Source organism: Streptomyces viridochromogenes (assembly GCF_001270495.1).
GTDB lineage: Bacteria > Actinomycetota > Actinomycetes > Streptomycetales > Streptomycetaceae > Streptomyces > Streptomyces viridochromogenes_A.
In genome coordinates, this window is record NZ_LGUR01000216.1 from 23,873 (window position 1) to 38,560 (window position 14,688).

General features: G+C 68.9%; 12 protein-coding genes and 2 pseudogenes. 4 read left to right on the forward strand and 10 right to left on the reverse strand.

Translation table 11 applies throughout. From position 1 onward, the window contains the following. Positions 1-142: 142 nt before the first annotated feature. The 6 genes and pseudogenes from ADK36_RS28920 to ADK36_RS50545 all read right to left on the reverse strand — a co-directional run bounded on the left by ADK36_RS28920 (position 143) and on the right by ADK36_RS50545 (position 6,275). Positions 143-1,948: an ABC transporter ATP-binding protein gene (locus tag ADK36_RS28920; protein ID WP_048585350.1), complete on the reverse strand. Its 1,806-nt coding sequence runs from the start codon at positions 1,946-1,948 to the stop codon at positions 143-145. Positions 1,949-2,101: 153 nt separating this feature from the next. After that, on the reverse strand, positions 2,102-2,284 hold the full coding sequence (locus ADK36_RS28925) for a hypothetical protein (protein ID WP_159029287.1): 183 nt from the start codon (positions 2,282-2,284) through the stop codon (positions 2,102-2,104). A gap of 103 nt (positions 2,285-2,387) precedes the next feature. Then, entirely contained in the window at positions 2,388-3,683 is a 1,296-nt protein-coding gene (locus ADK36_RS28930; RefSeq protein ID WP_063776937.1) for a cation:proton antiporter, read from the reverse strand. Positions 3,684-3,811: 128 nt separating this feature from the next. After that, on the reverse strand, positions 3,812-4,102 hold the full coding sequence (locus ADK36_RS28935; protein ID WP_048585352.1) for an NlpC/P60 family protein: 291 nt from the start codon (positions 4,100-4,102) through the stop codon (positions 3,812-3,814). 62 nt (positions 4,103-4,164) lie between these two features. After that, a pseudogene (gene pgsB, locus ADK36_RS46845) lies at positions 4,165-5,109 on the reverse strand (poly-gamma-glutamate synthase PgsB); the annotation flags it as partial. A 683-nt stretch (positions 5,110-5,792) separates the two neighbouring features. After that, a complete protein-coding gene (locus ADK36_RS50545) occupies positions 5,793-6,275 on the reverse strand; it encodes a hypothetical protein (protein WP_234329915.1) in 483 nt (160 codons plus the stop codon). Positions 6,276-6,469: 194 nt separating this feature from the next. Here ADK36_RS50545 and ADK36_RS28945 point away from each other — a divergent pair, with 194 nt between their 5' ends. After that, entirely contained in the window at positions 6,470-7,078 is a 609-nt protein-coding gene (locus ADK36_RS28945; RefSeq protein WP_048585353.1) for a DJ-1/PfpI family protein, read from the forward strand. A 150-nt stretch (positions 7,079-7,228) separates the two neighbouring features. On the opposite strand, the gene ADK36_RS28950 is transcribed toward ADK36_RS28945, so the two are convergent. From ADK36_RS28950 to ADK36_RS28960, 3 genes are all read right to left on the reverse strand, one after another. Further along, on the reverse strand, positions 7,229-7,582 hold the full coding sequence (locus ADK36_RS28950) for a hypothetical protein (RefSeq protein ID WP_048585354.1): 354 nt from the start codon (positions 7,580-7,582) through the stop codon (positions 7,229-7,231). Positions 7,583-7,664: 82 nt separating this feature from the next. After that, a complete protein-coding gene (locus ADK36_RS28955; RefSeq protein WP_234329916.1) occupies positions 7,665-8,354 on the reverse strand; it encodes a maleylpyruvate isomerase family mycothiol-dependent enzyme in 690 nt (229 codons plus the stop codon). Between the two features lie 32 nt (positions 8,355-8,386). Then, the gene (locus ADK36_RS28960) at positions 8,387-8,896 is read right to left on the reverse strand and encodes a GNAT family N-acetyltransferase (RefSeq protein ID WP_048585380.1); all 510 of its coding nucleotides are present in this window, start codon (positions 8,894-8,896) and stop codon (positions 8,387-8,389) included. Between the two features lie 170 nt (positions 8,897-9,066). Here ADK36_RS28960 and ADK36_RS28965 point away from each other — a divergent pair, with 170 nt between their 5' ends. From ADK36_RS28965 to ADK36_RS28975, 3 genes are all read left to right on the forward strand, one after another. Beyond that, on the forward strand, positions 9,067-9,732 hold the full coding sequence (locus ADK36_RS28965) for a LysE family translocator (RefSeq protein ID WP_048585381.1): 666 nt from the start codon (positions 9,067-9,069) through the stop codon (positions 9,730-9,732). A 351-nt stretch (positions 9,733-10,083) separates the two neighbouring features. After that, on the forward strand, positions 10,084-11,514 hold the full coding sequence (locus ADK36_RS28970) for a glycoside hydrolase family 43 protein (protein ID WP_048585356.1): 1,431 nt from the start codon (positions 10,084-10,086) through the stop codon (positions 11,512-11,514). A 253-nt stretch (positions 11,515-11,767) separates the two neighbouring features. Further along, complete coding sequence (locus tag ADK36_RS28975) at positions 11,768-14,038, forward strand: family 43 glycosylhydrolase (RefSeq protein ID WP_053199566.1); 2,271 nt, start codon at positions 11,768-11,770, stop codon at positions 14,036-14,038. Between the two features lie 297 nt (positions 14,039-14,335). Here ADK36_RS28975 and ADK36_RS46850 read toward each other — a convergent pair. Then, positions 14,336-14,602 (reverse strand): annotated as a pseudogene (locus ADK36_RS46850) (ABC transporter substrate-binding protein); the annotation flags it as partial. Positions 14,603-14,688 lie beyond the last annotated feature (86 nt).

Consider the following 14,688-nt stretch of genomic DNA (forward strand, 5'->3'; position numbering starts at 1 on the left):
GACTCCCGGGTGGGGGGACGGACTGGGCGGGCAGCGAACCGCCGCAGCCGGTTGCCCCTGCCGCACGGCGCGGGCAACCGGTGGACGAGGGCCGGCGGCCGGCGGCCGACGCCACCGGCGAGCCCCACAGGTCACGCCCGTCTCACCCGTGGGGGCGTCCCGTCGAGGTCAGGAGCTGCGTCGCCGCGAGCTGCGCGTACAGCTCGTCCTCGGCCACCAGCTCCTCATGAGTGCCGACCGCGCGGACCGTGCCCGCGTCCATGACGACGATGCGGTCGGCGTCCATGACCGTCGACAGGCGGTGCGCCACCACCAGCACGGTCGTCTCGCGTGCTGTCTCGGCGATGACGTCCCTCAGTGCCAGCTCGTTGACGGCGTCGAGCTGCGAGGTCGCCTCGTCCAGGAGCAGCAGCCGGGGCCCGCGCAGCAGCGCGCGGGCGATCGCGACGCGCTGGCGCTCGCCGCCGGACAGTTTCGTGCCGCGGTGCCCGACCGGGGTGTCCAGGCCGTGCGGGAGACGCTCGACGAGGGCGTCGAGCCTGGTCCGGGCGAGGACCTCGCGTATGTCGTCGTCGGTCGCGCCGGGCGCGGCGAAGACCAGGTTCTCCCGCAGCGTGCCGGCCAGCACCGGCGCGTCCTGCTCGACGTACCCGATGACGGACCGCAGCTCGGACAGCGGCCACTTGGTCACGTCCTTGCCGTCGACCAGGACACGGCCGCCGGTCGCTTCGTAGAACCGCTCGACGAGCGCGAAGACCGTCGACTTGCCCGCGCCCGAGGGGCCGACGAACGCCGTCATCCCGCCACCCGGCACCTCGAAGTCCACCCGCTGGTGGATGTCCGGCAGCCGGGGCCCGTACCGGAAGGACACCTCCTCGAAGCGAACCGACGCCGGACGCGGCCGCACCGCCGGGGCCGCCGCGGGCCGCACCGACCGGTGCCGGTCCTGCTTCTCTGTCGCCAGGTCGTCCACCTGCGCGATACGGGCGATCGCGGCCGCGCCCTCCTGGTAGTGGGACGCTGCCTCGACCAGCTTGTACACCGGCTCCATCAGGTAGAAGAGGTACAGCAGGAACGCGATCAGCGTGGACACGGGCATGTCCCCGGACGCCACCCGCGCCCCGCCGACGGCGAGCACCGCGAGGAACGCCAGCTCGACGGCGAGGTTGTCCGCCGAGCCCAGCACGGCCTCCCACTTCGCGCTGCGCACGCCGTGGCGCCACGCCCTGCGTGCCGCCGCCTCGACGCGAGCGGTCTCCCGCTCCTCGGCGCCGGACGCCTTCACCGTACGGAACGCGCCGAAGACCCGCTCCAGGCCCGTGGACATCTCCCCGACGGCCGCCTGCGCACGCTCGGCGGCCTGCCCGATCTTCGGCAGCACCAGCACGGCACCCACACCGACGACCGCGACCACGCCGAGCGTGACGCCCAGCAGGACGGCATCGAGGAACGCCATCACCACGACCGCCGCGACCAGCGTCACCGCCCCCGTCGCCGCGGAGACCACCGCCTGGGTGCTGACCGCCCGCAACAGCGTGGTGTCGGAGGTCACCCTCGACATCAGATCGCCCGGCTGCATCCGGTCCACCTCCGCGAGGCGCAGCCTCAGCAACCGTCCGATGAGGCTGCGGCGGGCGGCGAGCACCACCGACTCCGCCGTCCGTTCCAGCACATAGGCACCGAACGCCTCGGCCACCATGCTCAGCAGAACCAGAACGGTCATCGCCAGCAGGACGGTGCCGATCGTGCCACCGGACGAGAGCCGGTCGACCAGCGTCTTCGTCGCCAGCGGCTGCAGCAGCCCGCCGGCGGCCCCGGCCAGCGCGCACAGCAGACCGAGTGCGACGGCCCACCGGTGCGGACGGACGTACCCGTACAGCGCCTTGAGCGTCTCGCGGGCGCGCAGGGACTCGGCACCCGTCGCCTCCGGGGCGGATGCGGTGTTCACAGGATTCCTTTCCTATGTGTTCGGCCGCGCACCGCGTCAGCGGTTGCGGGCATCGGCCCGCCGGGAGCCTTGGGGCGCGGAGATCAGGCGTACGACGGCCAAAGAGAGGCCGCCCGTCAGCAACGCCTGCCAAAGAGATCTGCGATCGCAGGCTCAGTGGACCAGTGAGGCCGCCCGCGAGGCGAAGAGGTGCACCCCTGCTTCGTAGAACTCAGGACGGACGACGAACAGGACACCGGCGCCCGCCATCAGCGTCAGGCAGAGAAGTTCCAGCAACCGGCCTCTGCCAGGCTCGACGGCGGTCTCGGGCTCCTTGTCACGAACGTGCTGTGTCATGCCTTCAGCCTGGACGCCCGGCCGCTCGCCGCACATCCGGCGACTGTCGGGCCCTCCCCCGCCGAGTGGCTGGAGAAGACCGGCCTGGGGTAGGAGGGGCACATCAACCCTGCATGGCGACGACCCGTGAGTCCGGCTCGTCGGTCCCCGGGCAGCCGGGGCCACCGGCAGCCGACGGGGGCGGGCCGGTCAGGGACCGGGCGATGACCGCCGAGCCGCCGCCGTGGAGCAGAACGCTGCCGAGCACCACCAGGGTCATGGCGTACAGGGCGGTGTCGGCGTACCGCCCGTCCGGCAGAGCGTTGAACGCGAGCAGGCCGAACACGATGGAGGTGGTGCCGCGTGGTCCGAGCGCGCCGACCATGAGCCGTTCCCGCCAGGTGAACGTCGAGCCGAGGAAGGCGAGCATGATCGGAAGGATGCGCACGACGGTGAGCGCGGCGACGCAGAGCACGACGGTGGGCCAGTGGACGCCCTCCCCCACGGCGAGCACCACGGCGTTGCCGAAGAAGAACCACATGCACATCGTCATCATCGAGTTGGTGTCCTCGATGAGCTGGAAGTCCGAGGCGTGGGGAGCCGAAGCGCCCCGTCGGCGGACCGGTGCCTGCCTGATGTAGCGGAAGGCGATCCCGCACACGAACGAGGCCACGAAACCGTTGCCGTCCATCGCCGTGGCCACGGTGTAGGCGAGCAGCGGTGTGACCAGCACGACGATCCGCCGGGACTGCTCCGTCATCCACTCCGCGCGGTCGGCCAGATTGATCAGCCACGCCACCAGCGCCCCCACCACGAAGCCGGCCACGAGGGCCTTCAGCGCGTACGGCACGGCCGTGCCGAGGGCCTGCATGGGCGTGCGGGTGACGGAGTTGGTGCCGACGAGGATCAGTGCGAACAGGAAGAGGGGCGACACGATGCCGTCGTTGTAGCCGCTCTCCACGTTGAGCACGCTGCGCACCCTCGAAGGGATACGCCGGTCGCGGACCAGCGTCTCGGCCGGAGCGAAGTCGGTCGGGACGACGATGCACGCGATGAGCAGCAGCCGCGCCACCGGCAGCCCGGGCAGCAGCAGCGTTCCCAGCAGCACCATCGTGAGCAGGCTCAGCGGCAGGGCGACCAGCAGGGCCCGCGCGGCGGAGCCGGGGTCGTTGCCGAACAGCCGCCCGCCCGGCAGCTCGGTGGCGTCGACGAACAGCAGGACGGCCAGGATGACCTCGGCCACATGCTGGGCGACCTCGGAGTTCAGGGTGACGGCGATATGGCTGTGGGTGAACACCCCCGTGATCACGCCCGCGAGCACCAGCACCAGAGGAGCCCGCACATGCCGTTGCTCCAGCCGACCGGCGACCAGCGACCACCCGGCCACCACCGTGGTGATCACAATCAGGACAAAGATCATGTGAATCCGCTTCAGAACTCGGAACCGTCGCCCTGCTGATCCCAGCGCACCGTTCACCGCGAGTCACTCCGCCGATCAGCGGGATCCGCCCCGCCGAACAGGCCGGCGTCGGCCCGGGCGGAGCGCCGTCAGAGGCGCCGGGCCCCGCGCAGCCCCTGGGCGTAGTAGCCGTCGCCGTCGAGCCGTGAGGTGCCGCCCTTGTCACCCATGGTGGGGCCGCCCGCGTTCTTCCGGCTGGAGATGAAGCGCGGGTGGTCGGCGGTGTCCAGGCCGAGGTAGACACCGATGTGGCCGATCCGTTTGCCGGGCAGCTCCCGTGTTCTGAAGAAGACCAGGTCGCCGGGGTGGAGCTGCTGGATGACGGCGGGGCGGCGGTCGGTGAGGGGAATGACGGGTACGCCGAGCCGCCCGTGGGCCAACGGGATGCTCCGTGGGAGGAGTTGTGGTGGGCGCCGGGCGATGTGAGGGCGTCGCTCGGGTCGGCGGGGTCGGCGGCGTCGAGGTGGTCGGGTGCGAGTGCCGCGAGCCGCTCCAGGAAGAGTTCGCCCTGGCCGTGGATGTTGCCGATGGCGACGAGCGAGGAGTCCGGCCCCAGGTGAGCCAGCAGCTCCGTGGTGAGCCGGTCGGGGTCGCGGCGGTCGCCGCCGAGATCGACGACGTTCCCGGTCCAGTGGGCGGGTATGGCGTCGGCGGCCGACTTGGCGGGGTGGCCGATCAGGAACACCGTCTCCGGGTCGAGCTGGGGGATGAGCGCGCCCATCTGCCCGTTGCGCTCCACACGGTCGGGACGGCAGTTGATGACGACGTGCAACGGGCGGTGGATCGCGCCCAGTTCGAGCAGCTGCTTGATGTTCATCAGCGTCGACTCCGGGTCGTTGGCGGCGAAGACGTTCGCGAATCGCAGCCGCTTTCCGTCCGGGGTGCGATACCGCTCGACGGAAAGCACACCCGGGTCCGGCGGCGCCTCGTACATTCCCTTCAGCGCGGTCGCGCGGTCGACGCCGAGCAGTTCGGCGACCGCGAGTGCGATGGCGACGTTCTCCTTGAAGGTGAACCAGCTGAAGCCGCGCAGTTCCTCGTCGGTGACGGTTTCCGGGTCGGCGTAGATCAGCTCGCAGTTCCGGGCGTCGGCCTCCTCCTGAAGGATGTGGAAGCGCTCCTTCTCGGCGGTGACACAGACGCCGCCCTCCGGCAGGGACCGGCACAGGGAGCGGGCCACGTCGTCCAGCGTCGGGCCCATCTCGGCGAGATGGTCCTCGCGGACGTTGCAGAGCACGCCGATGGTGGAGCGGATCAGCTTGGACTGGTTGATCTCCTGGAGTGCCGGCATGACGGCCATGCACTCCATGACCAGGACATCGGGCCGGTAGCCGGCGGCCCGCCGGACGATGCCGATCTGCTCCACGACGTTGGCGATGCCGAACCGGCTGTTTCCCCCCCGCCGATCGGCGGGGGTGCGGCAGTCGTAGAGGCCGAAGTTGCCCCTGGTGCGCCAGCCGTAGGCCCCGGAGCGGATGCGCTCGCAGTGGGACTTCACCCACGTCGTGGCGGGGGTGGTGGGTCGCAGGTGGGTGAGCAGCACGTAGCGGAGTTGGTGGGTGGCGATCAGGTTGCCGAGCTGCGGGGCCCTGGGGAAGGGGGTCTTCCCGGTGAACCCGCCCATGACGAGCACGGGTTGGGACTGAGCGCGCAGCAGACGTTCCGCGGGGTAGGCGGCCTGGGTCGCGAGCAGGTACTTCTCACCCTTGCGGTGGGCGATGAGGTAGTCCAGCAGCGCGGCGTCGCGGGCGCTGGGCCGGCCGAGCTCGGCCCGGCGCAGGGCGCGCGGGTCGTGGAGGGCTCCGTGGTGGAACTCGCCGACCGGACCGGCCGTCGGGGACGTGGAGGCGCCCGCGTAGCGCGGGTCGAGGGACGAGACGGCCCAGCCGGCGGGTACGAGCAGGGTGGCCGCGATGCCGGCGGCCAGGGAGCCCTGGACCAGTCTCTGGGAGGCGCGTGACCCGCCGGACCACAGGCCGATCGTCCCGCACACCGCGAAGATCACGGCGAACGCCGGCAACCGGGAGACGAACCAGGTCGGCTCGTCGAGTACGAGCGCCCAGGCCACCGTCAGCACGATCGCCGACGGCAGCCACAGCCGTCGCCGGCCGCCCGCCTCGTAAGCGGACCGAAAGAGCGCGAGCCCGCCTCCGGCCAGCGCGGCGATCGCCGGTGCGAGCACGGCCGTGTAGTAGACGTGATTGCCGTTGGAACGCTGAACACCACGGCATGGATGACGAGCCAGCCGCCCCAGAGGAGGAAACCCGCACGCAGCGGGTCGGTCCGCGGCTCACGGGCTCGCCAGATGAGGGCCGTGACGACGGCGAGCACGGCGAGCGGCAGGAACCAGGCGATCTGCGGGCCGACGGTGTGGTTGAAGAGCATCCCCCATCCGGTGTTCCCGGTCATACGACTGGCGGCGGTGGCCGGGACGGCGCCGAACGCGGTGGCGTCGTCGCTGAAGCGGCTCAGGCCGTTGTAGCCGAAGACCAGGCTGAAGGGGTTGTTGTTCGACGTAGCGTCGATGTACGGGCGGCTGTCCGCGGGAGTCATCCACGCGATCAGCACCCACTACTGGTGAAGAGGCAGTGTTCTGGCTGTGCACTATTCGCCCGTAGCGGTACTCAGGCTCGGAACTCGAAACGCAGAGCGTCGATGGCATGCCACCAGCCGCTGATTGGCTCTCGACCGGGAACGGCGCGCCCGGGAAACTGCGGACTTCTGATGCCGTGCTTGAAGGAGTTGTGATGCAGGTAGCCGTGGTCACCTTCGACGGGTTCAACGAGCTCGACAGCTTCATAGCTTCCGCGCTGATCAACCGGTGCCGTAAGGAAGGCTTGGAAGCCTTCATCACGACACCGACGCCGGCGGTCAAGTCCATGAACGGCGTCGAGGTGACCGGGCAGCGACCGATGGAGTTCGTGACCGAAGCCGACGTCGTGCTGATCGGCAGCGGAGTGAATACGCGAGAAGTGGTCGCCGACGACCGGCTGATCTCCCGGCTGCCGCTCGACCCTTCGCGACAGCTGATCGGTGCGCAGTGCTCCGGAGCGCTGGTGCTCGCCAGGCTCGGGTTGCTCAAGGGCATGCCGGCTTGCACAGACATGAAGAGCCGGCCGTACGTCGAAGCCTGTGACGTCACCGTGCTGGACGCGCCGTTCCATGCCGAGGGGAATATCGCTACGGCGGGCGGCTGCCTGGCGTCTCAGTATCTCGCCACCTGGGTGATCACCCGGGTACTCGGGAAGGACGCCGCGCGCGCCGTCATCGACTACGTGGCTCCGGTCGGCGAGAATCAGGAAACCGTCGAGCGCGCCATGCATGTCGTCCACGCGGGCGTGGTTGCACTGCGCTGACGCCTGGCAATCAGCATTTCGGGGCCGCTTGCAATCACGACGACGGCTCTTGAGCGCATTGAGGGCGCGGCGTTGTCTGAGGTACTCGTGAGCCGTGGACGCGGCGAAACAAGCGGACGGCCAGGACCTGCTGTCCCCTCTGGTTGGCCGTCAGCTTGACTTCCTCTGCGTTGTTTCGGCGAAGGCCAGGCCTTGCAGGGCGAGTCGTTGCGTTTCGTATCGACCTTCGGTGGTGGCCTCCACGTCGAACCCGTGCGTGACCTGCGGTGGGTAGCCGATGAGTTCGAGCGCCCGGCTGGGCAGCGCCTGCTGGGACGCCTCTTCCGACTCCCACAACAGAACGGCTCCCCACCGGTTGGTGTCCGGATCGGAGAGCCACATCTTGAAGCGAAGCCCAGGCACTTCGGAGAACGCGGCGACGGATTCCTCACGCAGGTACTCACGCATGGACTCGATGGTCTGTCCGGAGGCGGACAGGTCCCACCAAACGATGTCGGCACGCATGGCGCTCCTTCCTTTCGAGTACGAAAATCCGGCTGTCGGTCGGCCACGGGCCCGCGGTTACGGCGCGATGCAGGTGACGAGGTCACAGGCGGTCCAGGCGCTGTGGAGGGTGGGGCGGCCAGGGCCCGAGAGCAGGCAACTCCTCCGCCGCCACCGGTGACACCACGGGCGTACGTCCGGCCAGCCAGGCCGCCAGGTCGCGCACGCCTCCGACAACCACCGTGCCCGGCGGCCCGTCGCCGACGGACCACTGGCGGCCCACGTCCTCGGCACGGACGCGTGTGCCTGCCGGAAGGCGGCTGAGGAGGAAGCCGATGGTGTGTGCGGCCATGTCCTCGGGCCAGTCGTCCGGCCGCACGCCGAGTTCCAGATCGACCATGTGGATCCATGCCTCGCGCCAGCGTGCGAAGACGGTTGCGGCAAGGTTCGCGTTGCGGAACGTTACCGGACGGCTCCAGTCCACGTCGGTGGCCAGTGCCCAGGATGTCTCCAGCCCGGCCGTGTGCGCGGCGAGTTGCGCGCGGTGCTCGGCTGCGCTGCGCCCAGCCGTCGCCTCGATGATCGCGTTGCGCTCATCGACCCCGCCGTCGTAGCCCGCTACGAGTTCACCGCGCAGGGCATGTTCCGCGAGACGGGCGAACATTCTCGCGTTGTCGGTGAGATGCGCGAGGACGTGGCCGCGTGACCAGCCCGGAAGGGCGGATGCCTCGGCGACCTGCTGGTCGTTCAGTCCGGCCACGAGCCTTTCCAGCGTCCGGTGGGCTTCGATCACAGCTGCGACAGGAGGTTGCATGACCCTCCGTCCTACAGGGCCGGGGTCTGGTTGAGGACTGCCGGGGTCTGGGCAGCGAGTTCCTTGAGTGGTTCACCGCTCAGCCGGCATACCGTCCACTCGTTCAGCAGCTCCACGCCGAGCGACTTGTAGAACTCGATCGTCGGTTCGTTCCAGGCCAGGACCCACCACTCGAAGCGCTCGTAGCCGTTCTGCTGACAAATCGCGGCCAGGGAGGCGAGGAGAGCCTTGCCGTGTCCTCCACCTCGGGCGTGCGACCGTACGTAGAGGTCCTCCAGGTGCATGCCGCGCGTGCCGGTCCAGGTCGAGAAGCGGGGGAACCACAGGGCATAGCCCACGGCCTGCCCCGTCTCGTCGTCCTCAGCGATCAGTGCGAAAGCAGCGGGATGTTCTCCGAACAGCGCGTCGCGGAGCTGCTCCTCGGTCGCTCGGGCCTGCTCAGCAGCCCGTTCGTACTCAGCGAGTTCGCGGATCATCGCGCGGATCTCCGCGATGTCGTCCACAGTGGCGGCCCGGATCATGCCGGAGATCATCGGCCACCGTACCGAGCCGTGTCCATCCGATTCCGCGCCTTCTCCCCGGCGTGAACCCGACCGTGGTCTTCGCCTCGACGGCCCAGCTGCGGAACACGTCCGCAGCTGGGCCGACAAGAGCCTTGTGGCGCATCAACACGCTTGGCGATGCTGCCTCGATGATGACTTCCGTCGTTGCGTTCGTCGGTGCGGCTCTCCTGATCGCCGTGGTCCCAGGGCCAAGCACGGTCGTGATCCTGCGCCGAGCGGTGGTGAACGGCCGGAGGACCGGCATGGCCACGGTCATGGGTAACGAGTGCGGGGTACTGCTATGGGGCCTCGCCGCGGCCTTCGGTCTCTCCGCCCTGCTGCTGGCCTCGCAGGTCGCCTACGACGTCATCCGGATTGCCGGCGCCGCGGTGCTGGTGTGGATGGGAGCGCGTGCCTTGTGGCAGGCGAGGCGAGCTAGCCAGCCGGATCAGGCACCAGCGGAAATAGCCGCGGTGTCGCTTCGGCGGGCGTACTGGCAGGGCCTCGTCACCAACTTCGCCAATCCGAAGGCCGGCGTGTTCGCCGTGTCCTTCCTGCCGCAGTTCGTGCCGCATGGAGCTCCTGTTCTTCCAACGCTGCTCGCCTTCTCGGTGACCTGGGCCGTGGTCGACTTGATCTGGTACCTACCGTTGGTCTGGCTGGCCGGACGTGTCGGAGGAGTGCTTCAACGGCAGTCCGTTCGGCGCCGGATGGAACAGGTCTCCGGGGCGCTCTTGGGATTCATCTCGGCGCCGAAGCCGGCGCGTACGGTCACGGGTGCGAACGCGGGAAATGGAACTGGCCAGTTCCATTGACGTTCCCCTGACCGACATCTATCTTCTGCTCGAACTTGCGAACAACGTTCGATTTTTCGAACCATGGCCGTCAAAGGAGACAGCCCGTGTTGCGCATCCGTCTCCGGCACACTTCTGAGTCGGCTCCTCCGCCGGCCGTCTCCGCCGCCTTCGTCACCCGGCCCGCCACCGCAGGCCCTCCGGTCGCTGCCAGGCTCACGCGGAAACCCAGGTTCGGCGGTCGCTGACCGTCATGACGCGGCGTCCCACGTCGCGCGGGAACCAGCCCTGCCCCGACGGTACGGAGGCCGGGCCTCACCCTCGACCTCACCACCACCTGATCAGTGCAACTCCACAAAGACAGGAACCAATATGCCCGCGGTTCTCTCCAGGCTGGCGGCGATATTCGTCGCCGCCTGCGTGCTCTTCACCGCCCAGGTCGTGACCACACCTCAACGGGCCGCCGCCGCCGATCCGGGTTACCTGATGACGCACTTCATCGGGGAGGGGTCGACCGGTCAGCAGATGTACTTCTCGTACAGCGCGGACGGTCTGAACTGGACCGACCTCAACGGTGGGGGGATGACCCTGCGCTCCACCGTGGGCACGCGAGGGGTGCGTGACCCCGCTCTGGTCCGCTCGCCCGACGGCAGCAAGTACTGGATCATCGCGACCGACCTGTGCATCGGCTGCGGGCAGTCGTGGGGCGACTCCACGTCCAACGGCAGCCGCAACCTCGTGGTCTGGGAGTCGACGGACCTGGTCACCTGGTCCGCGCCGTGGCTGCTGAACGTCGCCGGCGCGATCCCCGACGGGCGCAACGCGTGGGCGCCGGAAGCGATCTGGGACCCCGCCACCAACGACTACGTCCTGTACTGGGCGACCAACGCGACCCTCAACGGCGTACTGAAGCACCGCATCTACTACGCCCGCACCAGCGACTTCCGCTCCATCACCACCCCGCAGATCTACATCGACCGCCCCGGCACCCAGGGCATCATCGACACCCAGATCGTCGAGGTCCCGTCCGGCGTGGGCAACTACCGCTACGTACGGGCTTCCGGTGACGGCCAGATCACGATCGAGGGCAGCAACTCGATCCTCGGCACCTGGACCAGCCTCGGCAACCTCTCCGGCATCGGCCTCACCGGCTCCCAGGTCGAGGGCCCGATGTGGATGAAGTTCCGTGACCGCAACGAGTGGACGCTCTACCTCGACCAGTACGCGGCCGGAAAGGGATACATGCCGGTCACGACGACGAACCCGTCCGCCACCGGCACCTACAAGCTCCCGACGTCCGGAACCTACTCCCTGGGCGGCACCAAGAAGCGCCACGGCTCGATCCTGAACCTGACGGCCGCCGAGGACGCCCGCATCAAGGCGCGCTGGGCCAACGTCCCCGGCAAGCGGCTGCAGTCCTTCAACTTCCAGGACCGCTACGTCCGGCACGCCAACTTCGATGTGCGCATCGACCAGAACGTCACCAACGACGACGCCAAGTTCCGGACGCGACCCGGCCTGGCCGGCTCCGGCACCGTCTCCTTCGAGTCGGTCAACTTCCCCGGGTACTACCTGCGCAGCGACGGCTCCGACTTCCAACTCGTCTACAACGACGGCACCACCCAGTTCGCCGAGGACGCCACCTTCCGGCAGGTCGCCGGACTCGCCGACTCGACCTGGTCGTCGTTCCAGTCGTACAACCACCCCGACCGGTACATCCGCCACTACGCGTTCCAGCTGAAGCTCGAAACGATCACCACCGCGACGGGACGCAGCGACGCCACCTTCCGTCTGACGAGCTGACCCGACCGGGATGCCGGCGCCCTCGGGCGACGCCCCCCGCTGCCGCCCGCCCGTGATCGGGAAAGGCGCCGGCATCCCACCCGCGAGCGCAACGCGACACCAGATGTATCCCGGCGGGACGCGGCGCCTCGGCCGAGGCGCCGCGTCCCGCTCCTCAGGCATGTCTTCTTCAGGGATGTGAACCATGCACAGCGTGAGACCTCAGGGCCTCCGGAGATTCCGGCCGGGCGTTCCGGCCCGGGCGGGGGCCACCGTGGCCGTCGCCTCACTCCTCATGGGCCTTGCCGGCCCGGCGGCCCCCGCCCAGGCGGCGGAGATCACCGACGGCCTGGCTCTCTGGTACAAACTCGACGCCACCTCTGGCACCGTGGCGGTGGACTCCTCGGGCAACGGCAGGAACGGTACCGTCAACGGCACCGCGGGCTGGTCGGGCAACGGACAGGGGCTGACGTTCAACGGATCGGACACCTACGTCAAGGTGCCGGACAACATCATGAGCGGCATGAACTCGATCACCGTCTCGATGGACGTGCAGATCGACGCCACCCAGGCCACGCCGTACTTCCTCTACGGCTTCGGCAACACCGCGAGCAGCGGCGCCGGCAACGGGTACCTGTTCACCACCGGCAATTCGTTCAGGACCGCGATCGCCTCCGGGAACTCGTCCACCGAACAGAACACCCGGACCTCCGCCGCGCTGCAGCGCTCGGTCTGGAAGCACGTCACCTATACCCAGACCGGCACCACGGGCGTCCTCTACGAGGACGGCGTGGAGAAGGCCCGCAACACGTCGGTCACCCTCACCCCCGGTTCCATCGGGTCCGGCATCACCACGGCCAACCACATAGGCAAGTCGGTGTACGCCAGTGACAAGCTCTTCAAGGGCAAGATCCGTGACTTCCGCGTCTACGACCGCGCGCTGTCCCCCGGCGAGGTTCTCGATGTCAGCGGGAACACCACCGGCATCGGCGCGGCCACCCACCCCGACCTGAAGATCGACGCCATCGTCGACGACGCGACCAGCAAAATCACCCTCCCACTGACCGAGGGCACCGACCTCACCACGCTCGCCCCGCGGTTCACCATCGCCCAGGGCGCGACCATCAGCCCGGCCTCCGGCACCCCGCGCGACTTCACCAGCCCCGTGACGTACGAGGTCACCGGCTCAGGCGGCGAGAAGCGTACCTGGACGGTCTCGGCGCTGGTCATGAGGAGTCCGGTCCTGCCGGGACTCACCGCCGATCCGAACATCGTCCGGTTCGGCGACACCTTCTACCTGTACCCGACCACCGACGGCTTCGCGGGATGGAGCGGCACGAAGTTCAAGGCGTACTCCTCCAAGGACCTGGTCCACTGGACGGACCACGGCGTCATCCTGGACCTCGGACCCGACGTCAGCTGGGCCGACGCCCGGGCCTGGGCCCCGACGGCGACCGAGAAGAACGGCAAGTACTACTTCTACTACTCCGCCGACACGAACATCGGCGTCGCGGTCTCCGACTCGCCCACCGGCCCCTTCACCGACCCTCTGGGCAAGCCGCTGATCGCCCGCGGCGCCTTCAGCGGCCAGATGATCGACCCGGCGGTCTTCACCGACGATGACGGGAAAAGGTACCTCTACTGGGGCAACGGCCGGGCGTACGTCGTCCCGCTCAACGACGACATGGTCTCCTTCGACGCCTCCAAGGTCACCGACATCACCCCCAGCGGCTACAACGAGGGCACCTTCGTCATCAAGCGCAAGGGCACCTACTACTTCATGTGGTCGGAGAACGACACCCGGGACGAGAACTACCGCGTCGCCTACGCCACCGGCTCCTCACCCACCGGGCCCTGGACCAAGCGAGGTGTGATCCTCGAAAAGGACCTCACGCTCGGCATCAAGGGCCCGGGCCACCACTCCGTCGTCCAAGTGCCGGGCACCGACGACTGGTACATCGCCTACCACCGCTTCGCCATCCCCGGCGGTGACGGCACCCACCGCGAAACCACCATCGACAAGCTGGAGTTCGATTCGGGTGACCTGATCAAGAAGGTCGCGCCCACCTTGAGCAGCATCGACCCGGTCTCCGTCGGCACCGTCCTGCCGATGCATACCAACCGCTCGCTCCAGTCGGTCAACTTCCCCGGCCGCTACGCCGCCGTCCGCTCCGACAGCCTCGCCTACCTCGACCCGGTCACCTCCTCCAGCACCCCGACGGTCAAGCAGAGCGCCACCTTCACCATCGTCCCCGGCCTGGCCGACCCCACCTGCTACTCGTTCCGCGACTCGTCCGGCCGCTACCTGCGCCACATGGACTTCCGGGTCCGCGCCGACGCGAGCAACGGCACGGCCGTCTTCACCAAGGACGCCACCTTCTGCGCCCGGCCGGGCTCGGTCACCGGCTCGGTCAGCCTGGAGTCGTACAACTACCCCGGCCGCTACCTCCGCCACTACAACTACGAGCTGCGCATCGACACCTTCCAGGACACCGCCACGTTCCGCGCCGACAGTTCCTTCAAGGCGGTCAACCCCTGGGCCTGACCGGCCCTCCGACTCGACAAAAGGGCGGCGCCCCGGCTGGGGTGCCGCCCCGTCGTTCTGCCCGGTCGGGCAGGTGGAGGCCGCGACGGGATTCGAACCCGTGTAACTCGCTTCGCAGGTCTGTCGGTGCTGGTCAGGGCGTGATCCAGATGCGGTCACCCCTCCCCGCCCCGAGTTGTTCGGCCTCCCTCGTGTGCTCTTGCAATGGCGCCCTTCCCCCGCGGAGGGGCGCTGGCTCACCGGCCGCGCAGCCCTGGCGGCGTGGCCCACCGGTGGGACCTGCGACCCCGCCCATGGTCACGCTCCGGGGTGCAGCCCGAGCCAGCCCGTCGTGGGGTCGCCCTTGACCTCGCCGAAGTACAGGGCGAACGTCTGCTTCCAGCGCTCCACTTCGGCACGGTCGGCCATGAAGCGGGGGAAGCCGTCGAGGTGGGCGTTCGGGTACTCCCAGATCGGCTTCAGCCCGCCCGCGGGAGTGACGTCGGTCCGTACCGACCAGCCGAAGCGGGCTGCTTGCTGCCGTTCGGCGAACAGTATCCAGTTGATGTAGAGCTTGGCCGCGGTCGTGCTGGATCACCGTCTCGGTGACCTGGGGCTGACGGGACAGCGTGGACGCCTGCCGGATTGGAGACGGGATCGCGAAGCTGGAC